We start from the raw sequence: 18013 nt of genomic DNA on the forward strand, positions 1-18013 counted from the left end.
ACAAGCTTTCAACTACCTCTATGAAAAATATAAACGCAGCTATCGTAAAAGGATTCCTTACCCTCGTTGTCTTTTTGCTCATACAACTTACTTTCCCCACCCAGGCGAATGCCCAATATGCCGGTATTGAGAATGACATCGTCAAAAATCGTAAGGGCCAGCTGGTAATAAAGGCCAAGCCAGGCGACAAAGTAACGGTGGAGCAGCTAAGCCACGACTTCTGGTTTGGCGCTTCCATTGGCAACGGCATTGCAGGCGGGTGGTCGGAAGCTGACAAAAAAATCTACAAAGAGAAGTTTCTGGAAAACTTCAACTCGGCAGTCACCGAAAATGCTGTGAAGTGGCTCAGCATGGAGCGGGAGAAGGGCCAAGTTAACTATGCGACTATCGACTCGATTCTAAGCTTCACCGAAGCAAACAACATCCCTTTGAGGGCACACAATCTTTTCTGGGGCATTGAGAAATTTGTGCAGCCCTGGGTAAAAGAAATGGATGATGCCACGCTGAGGCAAACACTTCAGACAAGAGCAGAAACCGTGACAGCTAAGTACAAAGGGCGGTTCGTGGAGTACGACCTCAACAATGAAATGATCCACGGCAACTACTACGAAGATCGGCTGGGGCCCGAGATTACCAAACAGATGGCACAATGGGCCCGCAACGGCGACCCTGACATTAAGCTTTTTTTGAACGACTACGACATCCTCACTGGCAAGCGGCTGGATGATTACATGGCCCAGATTCGCTTTCTGTTGAATCAGGGAGTCCTCCTTGCTGGCATTGGAGTGCAGGGGCATCTGCATACCGACACTTTTGACCGGGCGGAGCTGAAGCGGTGCCTGGATTCGCTGGCCATTTTCAATTTACCCATCCGTATTACGGAATTTAATATGCCGGGGCAGCGATCGCAGTACTTAAGCGACAACCCTCCGACAATGACGCCAGCCCAGGAGCTGCAAAGAGCCAAAGAGATGGCCGACTACTACCGGATCTGTTTTGCTCACCCAGCAGTTGAGGGCATACTGATGTGGGGATTCTGGGAAGGTAATAACTGGATCAAAGCCTCCTCGCTTTACAAACGTGACTGGTCGCCTACCCCAGCACTTGAGACCTACCAAAATCTGATTTTCAAAGAATGGTGGACAAAAGTATCAGGGGTTGCCAATAAAAAGGGAGAATATGCCGTTTCTGCTTTTTACGGTAAATACAAAGTAACCATCAACGGCGTACCGAAAGAGGTAAACTTCACCGGACAATAGAACCAATCGCTCCATTTACAAGAATGCCCTGGCAATAGATCGATTGAAACTCGCTTACTTTGAAGCATTATAAGCGAACGACTGAATGATCTACTTCTTGCATATTGGCTTTGACGGCAGCAACTACCACGGCTGGCAGTGGCAACCCAAAGCCACCAGCGTACAGGAAACAATAGAGAAAGCCCTGCATAGGATTTTCAAAGCCCCGGTGACTGTGTATGGTTGCGGGCGCACCGACAGTGGTGTGCATGCCAGTCAATACATGATGCACATCGACATTGAGCACGACGTTGACTTTGACCTGAAGTTTCGGCTCAACAAAAACCTGCCGGAAGACATTACAGTGTATGAGGTACTGGAAATGGAAGAAGGTCGGCACTGTAGGTATGATGCAAACTCCAGAACCTACGATTACTTTATCCATTTGTACGAAGATCCGGTGCTGCACAAGTACAGCTCCTGCTACAATAGACTAACTGATCTCGACTATGAATCGATGCAAAAGGCAGCGGCCATACTGCCCCTGTATAGCGATTTTAAGCCAGTTTGCAAACGGCCCGACGACTACAAGCACACCCATTGCAAGGTAACCGACGCCAAACTGTATGTCAGTCACGATGGACAACGCATGCGATTCACCATCACTGCGGATCGATTTCTGAGGAGCATGGTACGGCTTTTGGTTGCCTATCTGCTAAAAATAGGCACCAGGAAGTTGAGCTTCGAAGAGTTTGAAAATATCCTAAAAAACACAATTGTTGTACCTAACATGATTCTCGCAATGCCCAACGGACTTTATCTGTCCAGGGTGGAGTATCCCTATTTGAAAACCGAGCCAAAAGAAGACTTTAGTAGTTTTTTGAAGGTGGGATTGAGTGATTAGATTGGGTGGCAAAGGCCAATTTCATTGTCGTGGCGTTTTAGTTCGTATCGGTCTGGTTCCTAGCGAGAAGCTAAATGGCGACAAATGGACTTCCCGACCCAAAGTAAATGGCCTGCCTTGAATCAAGTTCTAAATAGAGAACGTCTAAGTATTTTTTCGTATTTTTGAGCAATAAGTCAGATTATGAAGTTAAGGCTAAGAGGTAGCAGCATAAGGCTCCGTCTGGAGCAACATGAAATCGACGAATTGATTGACAAAGGTGAGGTATCCGAAAAGCTTCCCTTCTCCGATCACCAATCGTTTGGCTACACCCTGGCCACCAACAAAAACGGTGAATTCAAGGCGGTTTTTTCAGGCGCTATCATTAAGATTGAGGTGCCTCTTGGCCTGGCCAAAAGCTGGTCTGAGTCTGACGAAGAGGGCATTTATCAAACACTCAATGCCAATACCGCCTTTGAAATAAAGCTCGCTGTAGAAAAGGACTTTCAGTGCCTGCACAAGAGGCCCGAAGAAGATGAGACCGACCTTTTCCCTAATCCCAGGGCTAATGATTAGGCCTGTAAAGCCTTCTTGACCAACGCAGAGACACCGTCCGGCAATTCCATCGAAAGCGCCCACTGGTGGCATCTTTCAGACATTTTACCCCACGTTTTTTGTAGAATATCAATTACTTTGGCTTCCTCATGCTGGGCAGCAAAGTCTTCAGCATAGTACTTAAGAAACACCAGGCACACCACATCCTCCAGCGTGGCCACTTCACCCTCCTGCTTCACTCCTTTCTTAATAATCAGGTTCCTGACAATATCAATGTCGGTTTGAGGGAACCCTCTTTTTTCCATTATGCCCGACAATTGATCGGCGTGGTACAGCTTAAGCTTGCTTCTCCACTTCAGGTAACCTGGTCTGTCCATTGGGAAGCTGTTTCTCGGACTGTTCCACCGGCCAATGTGCTGGCCTCTTGCTGCAATTTGTAACTGCACGCTAGCGTGGGGGGCAAACAAGTGCAGCATTTCAGTCATTCGTACACTGTAGAGCAACTCCTTAGGATACGGCTTCCCATCGACCTCCACAAGCCTTGGGTCTTCCTTGTTAACGCTGTCGATGTCGGCCAGCGCAAGGTTCAGTCTTTCTTCTTCTGAAATCATGTTCTTTGTATCTCGGCAGCGGCCAGCTGAGATTTTATCAATTGTAAAGCACTCGCCACCACTTTACCTACAACAATGATAGCAGGAGTTTCAATTCCCTGCACCATCGACTCCTGATAAATAGTACTGGCGGATGCAAAAAGCTTCCGTTCATCCGGTTGACTCCCCTTGCTGATCGCAGCCATCATTTCGGAGTCACCCCTGTGCATCGCAACCATCTGCGCTATTTCGGCCAACTTACTAACTCCCATTAGAACGATGACTGTTCCCTTCCCAGCTACAGCCCATTGCAACTCTTCAGTCAGGCTTCCGTCGCTTGCCGTGGCAGTCACAATCGTGATGCCGGCATTCACACCTCTAATAGACAACGGAATGCCTGCCAAAGGAGCAACGGCGAAAGCACTGCTAATGCCTGGCACGTAGGAGGAATCCACACCATGTTTCATAGCATACTCCATCTCTTCAAAGCCTCTGCCAAACACAAACGGGTCACCTCCTTTGAGCCGCACCACCGTTCCGTGCTTTCTGGCGTATCGCACAATCATCTTATTAATATAGTACTGCTGCACATGGTGGAGCCCCTTTCGCTTGCCCACAAAAACATGCTGCGCTTTTGGTGCATACTCAGTAAGCAGTTCCTCATTGGCCAGGGCATCATATAATACAACATCAGCCGACTGGAGTGCCTTGATTGCCTTTATGGTAATTAGTTCAATATCGCCTGGGCCAGCGCCTACCAGAATGAGCTTGGGAGTCTTTTTGTTGCCTGAAACCATGTTTTTCAAAGTTTTGATATTTTTTACGTAGTAAATCTAGCATTACTTAATTTAATTTAAGTATTTTTACGTAATTAATTTACGTAGTTATGATAAACGTACTTGTAATTGGAAATGGCATGGTGGGCTACAAGTTTTGCGAAAAGCTTGTCAGCAAAGCCCCGAAAGCATTCAAAATCACCGTATTTGGCGAGGAGCCCAGCCCCGCCTACGACAGGGTTCACTTAAGTGAATACTTCGCCCACAAGTCAGTAGAGCCACTATTAATGGCACCACGACAGTGGTATGAGGAGAATTCGATAGGCCTCGTAACTAGTGAAATGGTGGTCAGCATCAACCGGGAGGCCAAAAGTATAACAACACACAAAGGGAGGACTTTCAACTACGACAAGCTCGTACTAGCCACCGGCTCCACACCTTTCGTGCCACCTATCGAAGGTTCCAACAAATCAGGTGTTTTTGTCTACCGGACAGTAGAAGACCTGGATGCCATGGAAACCTATAGCAAAAATGCCAAAACCTCTGCTGTATTAGGCGGTGGGTTGCTTGGGCTTGAAGCCGCCAAAGCTGCCATGGACATGGGACTGGAGGCACATGTAATAGAGTTTGCTCCCAGATTAATGCCGAGACAATTGGATGAAGCCGGATCCAATATGCTTCAAGCCACACTGGAGTCAATGGGACTTCATATCCATCTAAGCAAATCTACCGCAAGCATCGATGGTGATGAAGCGATGACATCCATGACCTTCACTGACGGAGCTACGCTTGAAGTTGAAATGCTCATCATTTCCTGCGGTATACGGCCGAGAGACGAGCTGGCCAATGATGCTGGTCTTGAAAAAGGAGAAAGAGGTGGCATCAAAATAAATGAATCAGCGCTGACCAATGATGCCGACATATATGCCGTTGGCGAGGTGGCTTCCTACAAAGGCATGACCTACGGGCTGGTGGCTCCTGGCTACGATATGGCAACGGTAGCTGTCGAGCACCTGACAGGCGTTAATACAAAAGGCTTTACTGGTGCGGATATGTCAACCAAGTTAAAGTTGATCGGTGTGGACGTGGCAAGCTTTGGCGATGCCCTTGACGAGGGAAAGCAATACAAGTCCATCGTGTTTGAAGACAAGAACGCAGGCATCTACAAGCGTGTGAATATTTCCAAAGATGGGAAGAAACTTATGGGAGGCATTCTGGTGGGCGACGCCAGCAACTACAACATGCTGTTTCAGATGATGTTGAACGGTATGACCCTGCCGCCACATCCCGAAGACCTGGTGATGGATACCAGCCGTCAGGGTGCTCCTGCTGGAAACACAGTGGATATGCTACCCGACAGTGCTCAGATCTGTTCTTGCGAAAATGTAACCAAGGGGGCGCTGGTTCAGGCAATTGAAGGCGACGGTGTAGAGCAATTTGCCGCATTGAAAACCTGCACGAAGGCAGGTACTGGCTGTGGCGCTTGCAGCCCTATGGTCAACGACATATTGACCGCCACCCTTAAAAAGATGGGCAAGAAGGTGAGAAAGGTGTTGTGCGAGCATTTCGATTATACTCGTCAGGAGCTCTTCGACCTGGTCAAGCTCAACAATATCCACTCCTTCAACGAGTTGATCAGTGATTATGGCAAAGGGTATGGCTGCGAAACCTGTAAGCCGGCAGTTGCTTCCATACTTGCCAGCGCCTGGAACGGCCTCATTCTTAAGCAAGACACCATTCAGGACACCAACGACCGTTTTCTCGCCAATATCCAAAAGGGAGGTACTTACTCGGTCATCCCAAGGATAGCGGGTGGAGAAATCACCCCTGAAAAGCTTATTGTGATCGGCGAGGTAGCTAAAAAATATGACCTCTATGCTAAAATAACAGGCGGTCAACGGATCGACTTACTTGGTGCAAGAATTGACCAGCTACCTGACATCTGGGAAGAGCTGATCAACGCTGGCTTCGAAAGTGGCCACGCTTACGGTAAAGCCCTTCGTACTGTAAAAAGCTGCGTAGGAAGCGCATGGTGCCGCTATGGCCTGCACGATTCAGTAAGCTTTGCCATCCGGATTGAAGAAAGGTACAAAGGACTTAGAGCGCCTCACAAAATCAAGAGTGCGGTGTCGGGCTGCCGAAGAGAATGCGCAGAAGCGCTGAGCAAAGATTTCGGCATCATCGCCACTGAAAAGGGTTGGAACCTGTACGTGGGTGGCAATGGTGGGGCGAACCCACAACATGCGGTGCTGCTTGCTGGTGATATCGACGAAGAAACGTGCATTGCTTATATCGACAGGTTCCTCATGTTTTACATCAAAACTGCCGAGCCTCTCAACCGCACGGCCACCTGGATGAACAAGTTAGAAGGTGGACTGGACTATTTAAAGCAAGTGGTGGTGGAAGACTCTCTGGGCATGGGCAAACAGCTGGAAGCCGAAATGCAATTGCTGGTGGAAGCATATGCCTGTGAGTGGAAGGAAGTGGTAAACAACCCAGCCCTGAGGGCTAGATTCAAACACTTTGTAAATAGCCCCGAGACAGACCCGTCACTTAAGTTTGACAAGCAGAGAACACAGAAAGTACCCGCTGGGTGGTAGTGCCTTGTCCTGCTAGCTAACATTATAAAAAGAAAAAAATGACTCCAAACGAACAAACTTCCGAAACACTGACCGACGCAATTAACTGGCACCTGGCGGCAAAAGTCGAAGACTTTCCTGAAAATGGAGGAGCCTGTGTATACGTCGAAGGCAAACAGATTGCAGTTTTCAATTTTTCTGCCAGAAATGAGTGGTACGCCTGTCAAAACATGTGCCCGCATAAGCAGCAGATGATACTGAGCCGTGGAATGATCGGTTCTCAGGCAGAAGAGCCCAAAGTGGCCTGCCCCTTCCACAAAAAAACATTCTCGCTGTCGACCGGCAAAAGCCTCAACGGAGACACATGCGACATCGACACTTATCCAATCCGGGTGGATGAAGGCGTTGTTTACATAGGTTTATCCTAAATTAGGGCAGCAGTTGTTGATTCCATGAACCAAAAGCACGTAAGGTCTAAATTTGAGAGGTTAGGGAGGTTCTACATATTGGCGCTTTCAGGCATAGCTGCAATCATCATTATCAGTCAGGTTCTCATCCAGAACTTCATTGCCAGTCAGCAAGACGATTCTCATGTAATCAACGTAGCAGGGCGTCAACGCATGCTGAGCCAGCGAATAGCGAAATCAGCACTACTGATTTCACAATCGGAGAGTCTGTCGGAAATGCAGCTCTATGCCGATGAGCTAAAAAACGTGGTTGACCTTTGGGAAGCCTCGCACAATGGGTTACTGAATAGTGACTCCGCCGCAGGCCTAAAAGGTGAAAATAGCCGCCAAATTTTGGTGATGTTCGAGACGATCACCCCCTACTATGTCGTCATGGTTGAAAACTCCAGGGCGCTGATAGCCAGAGTTGCTTCCCGCACCACATTTGACGAACCGCTGAAGGTTGCCGTAAAAGAACTTACCGCTACCATTCTCAACAATGAAGGATCCTTCCTGACCACCATGGACAAGATCGTATCTCAATACGACAAAGAAGCCAGGGCCAGGGTTGATAAATTGAGTGCCACCGAGCTCATTTTGGTGGCCATCTCCCTTTCTATCATCATCCTTGAGTTCATTTTCATCTTTCAGCCAACCGCCAGAAACGTTAATCAAACCATCAAAAATCTCGCAGAGTCGGAGCTGTCCTCCAATCAGATGGCGCATGAAATCAACAGACTTTATGTGGAGCTGGGTAAATCTTATCAGGATCTTGAGGCCGTAAAGGTGGAGCCCAAAAGCTATACCGTGCTTTGCAAAACAAAGGAGAACGGGGCTATATATTGGATGTCGGAGTTTATGAGGGAAAAGTTTGTTGACGAAACCACCAAATTACCCGAATCTCTTTTTGACTTTTTCAAACAGGATGGACACCAGAGAGATGCCATAGAAGGTGTAAAAAAACTTCTGAGTGAGGGAAAGACGTGGACGGGAGAAATGAAATTCACCGAAGTGTCGGGAGACTTCCTCTGGCTTGATTTAACCATTACTCCAACCACCAACCGCACTGGCAGCAATGAATTGATGGTGGTGGGCAGAGACATCACCGACGTGAAGGAAGCGCAAATGATGGCACGGGAACTCAACCGTGAAAAAATTGAAAAAAGCGTGAACGAACTTCGCTACAGATCCGTGCTGATACTTGAAGGCCAGGAGGAAGAACGCAGTCGCCTGGCCAAAGAGCTGCACGACGGCATCGGGCAAATGCTGACCGCCATGAAGATGAACCTGGATTCGGTGTCACTCACGGGTGCCAGCCACAACAGGCAGCGGCTCGACGACATTAAGCATTTCCTCAACAGCGTGATGAAAGAGGTTCGCCGTGTGTCCTTCAATCTGGCACCCAGCAGCCTGAGCGACTTTGGCTTGGTGCCAGCTGTGCGAAAGTTTTGTGCTGAGGTCAACAAGGTGTCCGAAATTGAGGTTGAGTTCGTAGACAAAACGCAGTTCATCAACAGGCTGGAGAACAATATCGAGATGAACATCTACCGGATTGTGCAAGAGGGTGTGAATAATGCCATTAAATATTCGGGAGCTAAAAAAATAACGATAACTTTCTCCCACAATCCGAGCCAGCTCACTATAAGTATAGTAGACGACGGCAAAGGTTTCGATTACAAACAATTGGCGGAAACCGGCCACTTTACGGAATCGGGGCATGGTATTTTCAACATGAAAGAAAGAGCCGCTTTTGTAGATGCTGATTTCCAGATTGAATCCGAAAAGGGAACGGGAACACATATCGCTATAACAGTACCTATATAAACTATGCCTGCTATCAGAGTAGTCCTTGCCGATGACCATGAAATTGTAAGGAACGGCATCAAAATATTATTGGAAAGTGAAGGAGATTTGGAGGTAGTAGGTGAAGCCTCCGACGGCCAGGAAGCACTGGATGAATGCAAAACCAAACAGCCTGACATTTTGATTGTAGACATCAATATGCCGAAAATGAATGGAATCGAAACCATTCGCCAGCTCAAAGCCTACTCACCGTCCACCAAAGCCCTGGTGCTCTCCATGCATGAAGATGAGGAGTACATCCTTCAATCTGTAGAAATGGGTGCCACGGGGTATTTACTGAAAGGCTCCAACAAGCAAGAGTTTCTCAAAGCGATTCATACGGTACAAAAAGGAGAAAAATACTTCACCGGTGATATTTCTAATATTTTGGTACAGCATTACCTCAACCTGAGAAACAAGACCGCAACCACACCCACTCCACAAGAAACCGGAGACAATGCCCTGACAAAGCGGGAAAAGGAAATTTTAAGCCTGATCTACAAAGGCGAAAGCAACAAAGACATAGCCGAAAAACTGGACAAAAGCGTTCGGACTATCGAAACACACCGTTTCAACATTATGAAAAAGCTGGATGCCAATAACCTGGCGGAACTTCTACGTAAAATTGACGGGGACACCTCTCTGAAACAAGCTTTGGAGTTGAATCAATAATCTGTTGGGCTGGTTATTTTCTGGAACCATGCAAGCTCAAACTTTTCTTGAATAGCTGACCTATACTGGTTTAGCTTTGAGGAAAGGTCAAAATTATTCGTATTTTTAATAAACTTCTGCAAGAATATGAGCACCAAGACAATATCTGTAGATTTCCCCTCTGATATCTTACTTGCACTCAACGAGAGTGAAACCGATTTAAAAAAAGACATAAAAATCTCACTGGCCATCAGATTGTATTCATTACAAAAGTTAACCATTGGAAAAGCATCGCAGTTAGCTGGCGTATCAAGGCTGGCATTTGAAACCATCCTTTCTGAAAACAAAATCCCAATTTCAAACCTTACGATTGAAGATGTAATGGGTGACAGTCAAAAACTTCAATAGCGGAATTGACGGGATTTAAGGCGACTATTGTTAGCCTTAGCCACCCTCTCACGATAAACACAGCTCTGTTCTGTGTAACTGCACAAGAGTATAACTGGTTAGTCACTTGCATGGCTTCAATTTCTAAGCCTTTTTAGATTCTGAAATTGCCAAATATTCATTTGTCAAGCTCCAAACTATGGATATTCTATTTTTACGTATAATTACGTAATTAATTTTCATATTTCTACGTAATTTAAGTGTTAGTACGTACTTTTACATGAAAGACGTACAGCATGAGAAAAATCTACCTATTCCTATTCATTTCCTGCCTGGCTGCTATTGAGGTTAGTGCCCAATTCAGTATTGGCGGAGAGGTACGACCACGTACAGAGTATCGCCATGGTTTTAAGACCCTGGCCAGCGAGGATGCCAAAGCGGCATTCTTTACCGAGCAGCGCTCCAGACTCTATTTTGACTACAAGTCTGACAAGGTAGCCGCCAAAATCACCCTCCAGGATGTCCGCCTTTGGGGTGGTGCCACGCAGGTGTACAAGTCCGATGCAGCATTAACCAACGTGTATGAAGCCTGGGGGCAGTACAATTTCACGGAAGCTCTTTCCATCAGGGTCGGTCGGCAGGCACTGGATTACGACAACGCCCGCATTCTGGGCAACCTGGGCTGGGCTGCCCAGGGCAGGTCACACGATCTGGCACTCTTTCAATGGCAAAAAAATCAGTCGAAGTGGCATGTTGGTGCAGCCTTCAATCAAGAAGACGTGTTGTCTCCCTCCGAACCTGGCAGACTGAAAAACACCTACTACTTCCTGGGCGGAAACTACAAAACCATGCAGTTCTCATGGTTCAATCAATCATTCGAATCAGGCAATGTATCCTTTCTTGTATTAAACAATGGCGTTCAGTCTGCGCTGGATTCTACAGTCTATTTCAGCCAAACAGCCGGGGCATATGCCGTTAAAAAGCTTGGCAAGGCCAGTTTTAATGGCGAAGCCTATTACCAGTTTGGTAAGAACCCAACAGGCAAGTCGATAGGTGCATTCCTTCTGGCAGCCAACATTACGTATCCTCTGGGCAAAACACCCATCACTCTGGGTGTCGACTACCTGAGCGGTGCATCTTCCACCAGCGATAAGGATAACGCTTTCAATCCTCTCTATGGCACCCACCACAAGTTCTATGGGTATATGGACTACTTCTATGTGGGCAACGGACACAGCAACGTGGGCATCAAAGACCTCTACCTGAAAGCGAAATTCAAACTCTCCGAAAAAGGAGCACTTGAAACCGGCGTTCACCAGTTCATTAGCGGTTCCGAGATTCCATCCGCAGATAACAGTTCCTACAAAACCAACCTTGGTACTGAGCTTGATCTGGTTTTCAGCCAGGCTTTCAACAAAGATGTGCTTCTGCATGTCGGTTATTCCCAAATGATGGCTTCCTCTAGTATGGAAATCATTAAGCCTGGGGGTAGCAGCAGTGCTTTTAACAACTGGGCGTGGATCATGCTGACCATCAAGCCTACTTTCTTCGAATCTGCCCCCTGACCCTATTCATACAATCTATTCATCCATTCAAAAAGAAATGACCATGAGTATCATGACAAAATCAAATAAGGCAACCCGGATTGATATGTTCAACTTCAGTTCGGTACAAATGCGCACATTTCACCTTACCTGGCTGGCCTTTTTCCTTTGCTTTTTCGGCTGGTTTGGTTTAGCGCCCATGCTGCAAATAATCAGAGACGACCTTGGCATCACTACCGACCAGATTGTGACCACCAACATGGTGGCCGTAGCCTCCACCGTCTTCATGAGGCTGTTTGTTGGCTGGCTTTGCGATAAAATCGGGCCACGTATCACCTACACCTGGCTTCTGGTACTGGGTTCTATCCCTGTGATGCTGGTAGGCCTTTCTCAAAGTTACGAGCAGTTTCTTATTGCCCGTATGTTCATCGGAGCTATTGGTGCCTCATTTGTCATTACCCAATTTCACACCTCGGTAATGTTCGCTCCCAATGTGGTGGGCACAGCCAATGCCACAACTGCTGGCTGGGGCAACCTGGGCGGCGGCGTGACACAACAGGTAATGCCGTTCGTCTTCGCCGGAGCGCTGGCTTACTTTGGTTCTGAGCACCTCGCCTGGCGCTACGCCATGATAGCTCCCGGCTTTCTATTGTTGGTAATGGGCTTTGTTTACTACAGATACACAAAAGACACGCCTGAGGGCAACTACTCGGAAATAGAAGAGAAAGTAGCTCACTCAAAATCAGGTAATAGCGGCAAGGTTTTCAAAGAAGCTTTGAAGGACTACAGAGTTTGGGCATTGTTTCTCATTTATGGTGCTTGTTTCGGTGTAGAGCTAATCGTGAATTCAAAAGCCGCACTTTACTTTGCTGACTATTTCACCATGGATCTGAAGACTGCCGGCCTCATCGCCGGACTATTTGGGCTAATGAACCTTTTCGCTCGCTCCCTTGGGGGGATGCTGGGTGACAAGTTTGGTAAAAGCAACGGTCTCAAAGGCCGTGTAAAGTGGTTGTTTGTATCCCTTTTCTGCCAGGGAATAGCCCTCGTGATATTCTCCAGAATGGGCACCATACCAACTATTATTGGCTCCCTGATTGTTTTTAGCGTTTTTGTTCAAATGAGCGAGGGGGCCACCTTCAGTGTGGTGCCATTCGTTAACAAAAAAGCCCTGGGAGCGGTATCTGGTATTGTGGGTGCCGGTGGCAACGCTGGTGCAGTAGCAGGCATGTTCCTTTTCAAGAAAGAGCTCACGGGTCTGGAGTGGCCCGAGTCATTTATGATCCTCGGCCTTATTGTGGTGGCTGTGTCGTTTACTGTGTTTGCCGTCAAATTCTCGCCCGTCATGGAAAAGGAAGCCGAAAAAGAAATGGAGGAATTGCTGACTTCTGTGAAGGAGGCTCAGCTGAGCCCGGAACGTGTACCCGCATAACTTTTCATACTACTGAATTGGTTAAAAGGAACCCTGGGGCGGCGCAATTTGGAAATGGAAACCTGCCGCCCCACTGTTCCCTTTTTCATTAACCCTTTATACTGATACTTATGTTAGAGCCCGCAGATAAAGTCTTTAAATCAACCTGCTCCTATTGTGGCACCGGCTGTGGAGTAGAAGTATCTGTTGACAAAAAGGGCAGACTAGATTTAACAGGAGATGCCAGTCACCCGGTGAACAAGGGCATGCTCTGCTCTAAAGGGAGGAACCTCCACTATACCGTTTCCGATCACTCTGATCGCCTCCTTTATCCACAAATGCGGTGGAGTAAGTCACACCCTATGCAGAGAACGGACTGGGACACCGCCATTGGCAGAGCGGCTGCGGTGTTCAAGTCTTTGATTACTAAATACGGCCCTGATTCCGTGGGCTTTTATGTGTCGGGGCAATGCCTGACCGAAGAATATTACCTTGTCAATAAGCTAACCAAAGGCTTTATTGGCACCAATAATATCGATACGAACAGCCGTTTGTGCATGAGCTCAGCCGTGGCAGCCTACACCCAAAGCCTTGGCGAAGACTCTGTACCTATCTCCTATGAGGACATTGAACTGGCCGACTGCTTCCTCATTGCAGGAGCCAATCCGGCCTGGTGCCACCCCATCCTTTTTCGCAGACTTGAGCAACACAAAGAACAACACCCTGACATTAAAGTTATTGTTATCGACCCCAGGGTCACCGATTCGTGTAGCCTGGCCGACCTGCATTTGCAGCTCAGGCCCGGCACCGACACGATCCTGCTTCACGCCATAGGAAGATGCCTTATTGAAAATGGCGATATCGATCTCGAATTTGTTCAGAACCATACCGACGGCTACGAAGACTACAAACTAAAAGTGCTCAGCACCTCTCTGGAGGATGCTGCCAGTATCTGCGACGTTCCTCTCGAGCAAATCAAGCTGGCAGCCAGCTATATTGGCGACGCCACCGGCTTTATCACCATGTGGGCCATGGGGCTCAACCAAAGCACCGAAGGGCTTAGTAAAAACCTGGCTTTGATTAACCTGAACCTGATCACAGGGCATTTGGGCAAACCTGGTTCCGGCCCATTCTCGCTGACTGGACAACCCAATGCTATGGGCGGACGGGAGGTGGGCGGCATGGCAACCCTTTTGGCATCTCACCGAAACCTGCTCGACCCTGAACACCGAAAAGAAGTAGCCGCCTACTGGGGCGTCGACCACATTTCAGAGAAGCCGGGCAAAACCGCCACACAAATGTTCGAAGCGTTGCGCAGTGGCGAGATGAAGGCCATCTGGATCATTTGCACCAACCCTGTGGTGAGCATGCCCGATGCCCGCCTGGTAGATGAAGCACTGAAGAATGCAAGGTTTGTCATTGTTCAGGACATCTCGGGGAAGTCAGATACTATTCCCTATGCTGACCTGGTTTTGCCAGCGGCGGGGTGGCTGGAAAAGGAAGGCACCATGACCAACTCCGACCGGCGCATCAGTCACCTGAACAAAGTGGTGCCTCCACCGGGTGAGGCTTTGGCTGACAGCGAAATCCTGATCCGCTTTGCCAAACAGATGGGCTACCATGGTTTTGACTACCAGAACCAGGGCGAAATTTATGCGGAACACTGTAGCTTGACCCGTGGCACCAAAATTGACATTTCGGGACTCAGCTATGAAAGGCTGAAGAAAGAGGGCTCCTTTCAGTGGCCCGTCCCAGACTCAGTTCACCCCGGCACGCCAAGGCTTTTTACCGGCAGGCAGTTTTACACCCCATCGGGCAAGGCACAAATCAAATCGGACACGCCTACCAATGCAACTGAGCCCTTGACCCCAGATTATCCCCTCATCCTCACCACGGGCCGCATCCGTGACCAATGGCACACCATGACCCGCACTGGGAAAGTCAACAAACTCAGGCAACATATTGACAAGCCTTTTCTCGAAGTTCACCCCCAAGATGCGGCCGAAAGAGGCATTAAGGAAGGAATGGCCGTAGAAATTAAAAACAGCAGGGGCAGCGTGCAAGTGGTGGCCAAACTGACAGATACCATCAAAAAAGGGGTTGTCTTCCTGCCTATGCACTGGGGTAAAACATTACAAAATGACCTCACAAGAGCCAACAACCTCACGTCATCGGCTTTTGACCCTACCTCCAAGCAACCCGGGTTCAAATTTTCAGCGGTAGAGGTAAAACCGCACAAAAAACCAGCACAGAAAATTGTCATTGTCGGTGCCGGGGCTGCCGCCTACCGCTTCATCAACACACACCGGGAGCTCAACCTGGATGACGAAATCCATGTGTTTTCAAAGGAAGAGTTTCCTTTTTATAACCGGGTATTGCTGCCAGAGTACATCAATGACCAAAAGCAATGGGAAGACCTGCTCAAATTCAAAATCGGAGAATTCGAGCAACTCAACGTGCATTTGCATCAGTCAAACAGCATTGAAAGCATTGATCCAGCGCTCAAGATGGTCACTGACCAGTTTGGAGTGAGCCATAGCTACGACACCCTGGTGATGGCTACAGGTAGCAGAGCGTTTGTGCCATCGGATGTGCCGATACATTTGCCGGGCATTTTCACCATGCGTGACCGGAGTAATGCTGACGAGCTGAAAGCCACTGTGGGCGAAGGCAATCATGTAGTGGTCGTTGGCGGTGGACTGCTTGGTCTGGAGTTGGCAGCAGCCCTTGCTGAAGTAAAAATCAAGGTGAGCATCATCCAGCTTTCTTCAAGGTTGATGGAACGCCAGCTCGACAGCCTTGCCAGCAATTTATTGCGGCAGGAAATTGAAAATATGGGTATCCAGGTCTACACCAACGATCAGGTGCAGTCGGTAGAAAGAATCAACGAGCAATGCCTGGAGGCAAAACTAAAAAGTGGCAAGAGCCTCATCAGCCATGCTATTGTATACGCCATTGGAACCAGGCCCAATCTGGAGCTGGGCAAAGAAGCTGGCCTTGACTGCGGCAGGGGTATCAAGGTGAACGATTACATGCAAACCAGCGACCCGAGCATCTACGCCCTGGGAGAAATAGCCGAACACGACGGCCAACTCAATGGCATTACCGCTGCGGCTGAAAAACATGCAGACGTGCTGGCTCATTATCTTAATGGAGACCTCAGCAGCCGGTTCACAGGCTGCACGCCGATGAACATCCTGAAAATGGCCGATGTTTCACTTTGTTCCATAGGCATGGCAGAGGCACCGGAAAATGATCCTGCCTACGACGAGATCTTGCTGGTAGACAAAGGCCTCTCCTACTACAAAAAGTGCATCATCCATCACGACAAGCTGGTGGGCGTGATTCTCATGGGCGACAAAGCAGAATTTGCAGAATTCAGGGAATTGATCGAAAACGGCACCGAGCTTTCTGACAAACGAAAGAGTTTGTTGCGGTCAGGGTCGCAAAAAGAAGCTGTACTGGGTAAGCTGGTGTGCAGTTGCAACAATGTAGGAGAAGGTAATATTAAAAAAGCCATTGCTGGTGGCTGTAGCGATTTACCGTCGCTATGCAAAGCCACTGGTGCCGGGCTAGGCTGTGGTAGCTGCAAACCTGAAGTAAAAAACATTCTTAATCTTGAGGCTATTGCTGCCGAAGTCCTAAATTGACCGTGAGTGCAAGAAACAATGGACAAACTCAATCTGGTAAGGGTATTTGTAAAAGGCGGCATCATATCGCCCGGCGACTTTTTGAAGATCATTCAAACCGCCAGCCATTTGGGCTCTTCGTATATACACTTTGGGTCGAGGCAGGACATCCTCTTTCCGGCAGACACCTTCGATCAGGAGTATCTCGATAAGACATTTGCTTCCATTCAGACAGACTATGAAATCAATGCCAATCAGTACCAGAACATTGTTACTTCCTATGTCTCGCTCGATGTAATGCCCCGCAGAAGCTGGCTGGCACCGCATATTTACCACTATATACTCGACTCGTTTGACTACCGGCCGGGGTACAAAATCAACATTGTCGATCCCAGCCAAAGCATGGTGCCCCTTGTTTCAGGGCAATTCAATTTTATTGCTTCAGGCATCGAAAACTACTGGTACCTCTACCTCCGGTCTGACGAAATGGGCAGCAAACCATGGCAGGCACCAAGTTTAATTTATGGTTACGACATCGCCAAAATGGCCAGGGCATTGGAAGAAGCCAAAAACGAAAAGGAAGATATATCTTTCGAGAGTCTGTACCAAACCGCCATTGAACGAGTAAAAATTAACACACAACCTGCAAAAGAAGCCCTCCTATACCCTGACGTAAACTTCCCGTACTACGAAGGCTTCAACCGCATCCCCGATGGAAAATATTGGCTGGGGCTCTATTGGAGAAATAATCAGTTTGACATCAAGTTTCTGAAAGCGCTTTGCCAGCGATGTATCGAAACTGATATAGGAAAGATCAGTCTTTCACCATGGAAATCCTTTATCCTCAAGGGCATTGAAGACAAACATAGGATTGGCTGGGAGAAACTACTGGGCAGGTATGGCATCAACATGCGGCACTCATCGTTAGAGTTGAACTGGCATATTCCTGTGCTTGATAATGAAGCCATGGAGCTGAAAAGCTTTCTGGTACGAGAAATGGACAAAATGGACATTAGCACCTATGGCCTTACTTTTTCTATCGTGTCCAACAAAAATGTGACGCTTTTTACCTCGGTAGTCATAGAGAGAAATGAAGTAGTTGGGGGAGTACCAACGTACAATATTCAGTTCTCCAGAGACTTCAACCCGAACCTAATGGAGTATCAGTACTTCGTAAAAGACATCACAAAGGAAATCATCCCCCCTCTTCTGTTGGAACTCAGCTACATGTACTACGAGCAACTGGATGAAAAGAGTAATGCCGTCAAAAAACAAGCAAAGATTGACGTGACTCGAAGTCAGTCGCATTATCAGTGTCAGGAATGCCTGACCATTTATGATGAAGGATTGGGGGATGCAGTACAAGGAATTTCTGCCGGCACCCCCTTCAAGAAACTTCCGTCCGATTATTCATGCCCGACTTGTGGAGCTGCCAAGCAAACCTTTAAAGACGTACTATTTTAGTAGTTGCCATTTAGCTTG

Annotated in this window: 14 protein-coding genes; 12 read left to right on the forward strand and 2 right to left on the reverse strand. The window is 47.9% G+C overall.

Annotation, left to right across the window (positions count from 1 at the left end; all coding sequences use genetic code 11):
- Positions 1–20: 20 nt before the first annotated feature.
- The 3 genes from RIG68_RS07585 to RIG68_RS07595 all read left to right on the forward strand — a co-directional run bounded on the left by RIG68_RS07585 (position 21) and on the right by RIG68_RS07595 (position 2697).
- Positions 21–1259, forward strand: coding sequence for an endo-1,4-beta-xylanase (locus RIG68_RS07585; protein WP_350120635.1), 1239 nt, complete (start codon positions 21–23; stop codon positions 1257–1259).
- Positions 1260–1344: 85 nt separating this feature from the next.
- Positions 1345–2142 carry a tRNA pseudouridine(38-40) synthase TruA gene (truA, locus tag RIG68_RS07590; protein WP_350120638.1) on the forward strand — a complete coding sequence of 266 codons (798 nt, stop codon included), beginning with the start codon at positions 1345–1347 and terminating at the stop codon, positions 2140–2142.
- Positions 2143–2325: 183 nt separating this feature from the next.
- The gene (locus RIG68_RS07595; protein WP_350120641.1) at positions 2326–2697 is read left to right on the forward strand and encodes a DUF7009 family protein; all 372 of its coding nucleotides are present in this window, start codon (positions 2326–2328) and stop codon (positions 2695–2697) included.
- On the opposite strand, the gene RIG68_RS07600 is transcribed toward RIG68_RS07595, so the two are convergent.
- Entirely contained in the window at positions 2694–3287 is a 594-nt protein-coding gene (locus RIG68_RS07600; RefSeq protein WP_350120644.1) for a DUF4202 domain-containing protein, read from the reverse strand. The genes RIG68_RS07595 and RIG68_RS07600 overlap by 4 nt on opposite strands.
- On the reverse strand, positions 3284–4063 hold the full coding sequence (cobA, locus tag RIG68_RS07605) for a uroporphyrinogen-III C-methyltransferase (RefSeq protein ID WP_350120725.1): 780 nt from the start codon (positions 4061–4063) through the stop codon (positions 3284–3286). Before cobA ends, RIG68_RS07600 begins: the two co-directional genes overlap by 4 nt.
- A gap of 89 nt (positions 4064–4152) precedes the next feature.
- Between cobA and nirB the strand changes: the two genes are divergently transcribed.
- From nirB to RIG68_RS07650, 9 genes are all read left to right on the forward strand, one after another.
- Positions 4153–6642: a nitrite reductase large subunit NirB gene (nirB, locus tag RIG68_RS07610; protein WP_350120647.1), complete on the forward strand. Its 2490-nt coding sequence runs from the start codon at positions 4153–4155 to the stop codon at positions 6640–6642.
- Between the two features lie 38 nt (positions 6643–6680).
- Entirely contained in the window at positions 6681–7049 is a 369-nt protein-coding gene (gene nirD / locus RIG68_RS07615) for a nitrite reductase small subunit NirD (protein ID WP_350120650.1), read from the forward strand.
- A 24-nt stretch (positions 7050–7073) separates the two neighbouring features.
- The gene (locus tag RIG68_RS07620) at positions 7074–8891 is read left to right on the forward strand and encodes a sensor histidine kinase (protein ID WP_350120653.1); all 1818 of its coding nucleotides are present in this window, start codon (positions 7074–7076) and stop codon (positions 8889–8891) included.
- 3 nt (positions 8892–8894) lie between these two features.
- Positions 8895–9581: a response regulator gene (locus RIG68_RS07625; protein ID WP_350120655.1), complete on the forward strand. Its 687-nt coding sequence runs from the start codon at positions 8895–8897 to the stop codon at positions 9579–9581.
- A 126-nt stretch (positions 9582–9707) separates the two neighbouring features.
- Positions 9708–9968 carry a UPF0175 family protein gene (locus RIG68_RS07630; RefSeq protein WP_350120658.1) on the forward strand — a complete coding sequence of 87 codons (261 nt, stop codon included), beginning with the start codon at positions 9708–9710 and terminating at the stop codon, positions 9966–9968.
- A 275-nt stretch (positions 9969–10243) separates the two neighbouring features.
- Entirely contained in the window at positions 10244–11512 is a 1269-nt protein-coding gene (locus RIG68_RS07635) for an alginate export family protein (RefSeq protein ID WP_350120661.1), read from the forward strand.
- Between the two features lie 43 nt (positions 11513–11555).
- Complete coding sequence (locus tag RIG68_RS07640; protein WP_350120664.1) at positions 11556–12923, forward strand: NarK family nitrate/nitrite MFS transporter; 1368 nt, start codon at positions 11556–11558, stop codon at positions 12921–12923.
- Positions 12924–13033: 110 nt separating this feature from the next.
- Positions 13034–16552 (forward strand): molybdopterin-dependent oxidoreductase, encoded by a 3519-nt coding sequence (locus RIG68_RS07645; RefSeq protein WP_350120666.1) that lies wholly within the window; start codon positions 13034–13036, stop codon positions 16550–16552.
- 18 nt (positions 16553–16570) lie between these two features.
- On the forward strand, positions 16571–17995 hold the full coding sequence (locus tag RIG68_RS07650; protein ID WP_350120669.1) for a rubredoxin: 1425 nt from the start codon (positions 16571–16573) through the stop codon (positions 17993–17995).
- Positions 17996–18013: the final 18 nt, after the last annotated feature.

The organism is Imperialibacter sp. (assembly GCF_040222385.1).
Classification (GTDB): Bacteria; Bacteroidota; Bacteroidia; order Cytophagales; family Cyclobacteriaceae; genus Imperialibacter.

Bases quoted from the DNA above. Each gene is read 5' to 3' on its own strand.
- RIG68_RS07585 (WP_350120635.1), top strand. From the start codon at position 21: ATGAAAAATATAAACGCAGCTATCGTAAAAGGATTCCTTACCCTCGTT.
- truA (WP_350120638.1), top strand. From the start codon at position 1,345: ATGATCTACTTCTTGCATATTGGCTTTGACGGCAGCAACTACCACGGC.
- RIG68_RS07595 (WP_350120641.1), top strand. From the start codon at position 2,326: ATGAAGTTAAGGCTAAGAGGTAGCAGCATAAGGCTCCGTCTGGAGCAA.
- RIG68_RS07600 (WP_350120644.1), bottom strand. From the start codon at position 3,287: ATGATTTCAGAAGAAGAAAGACTGAACCTTGCGCTGGCCGACATCGAC.
- cobA (WP_350120725.1), bottom strand. From the start codon at position 4,063: ATGGTTTCAGGCAACAAAAAGACTCCCAAGCTCATTCTGGTAGGCGCT.
- nirB (WP_350120647.1), top strand. From the start codon at position 4,153: ATGATAAACGTACTTGTAATTGGAAATGGCATGGTGGGCTACAAGTTT.
- nirD (WP_350120650.1), top strand. From the start codon at position 6,681: ATGACTCCAAACGAACAAACTTCCGAAACACTGACCGACGCAATTAAC.
- RIG68_RS07620 (WP_350120653.1), top strand. From the start codon at position 7,074: ATGAACCAAAAGCACGTAAGGTCTAAATTTGAGAGGTTAGGGAGGTTC.
- RIG68_RS07625 (WP_350120655.1), top strand. From the start codon at position 8,895: ATGCCTGCTATCAGAGTAGTCCTTGCCGATGACCATGAAATTGTAAGG.
- RIG68_RS07630 (WP_350120658.1), top strand. From the start codon at position 9,708: ATGAGCACCAAGACAATATCTGTAGATTTCCCCTCTGATATCTTACTT.
- RIG68_RS07635 (WP_350120661.1), top strand. From the start codon at position 10,244: ATGAGAAAAATCTACCTATTCCTATTCATTTCCTGCCTGGCTGCTATT.
- RIG68_RS07640 (WP_350120664.1), top strand. From the start codon at position 11,556: ATGAGTATCATGACAAAATCAAATAAGGCAACCCGGATTGATATGTTC.
- RIG68_RS07645 (WP_350120666.1), top strand. From the start codon at position 13,034: ATGTTAGAGCCCGCAGATAAAGTCTTTAAATCAACCTGCTCCTATTGT.
- RIG68_RS07650 (WP_350120669.1), top strand. From the start codon at position 16,571: ATGGACAAACTCAATCTGGTAAGGGTATTTGTAAAAGGCGGCATCATA.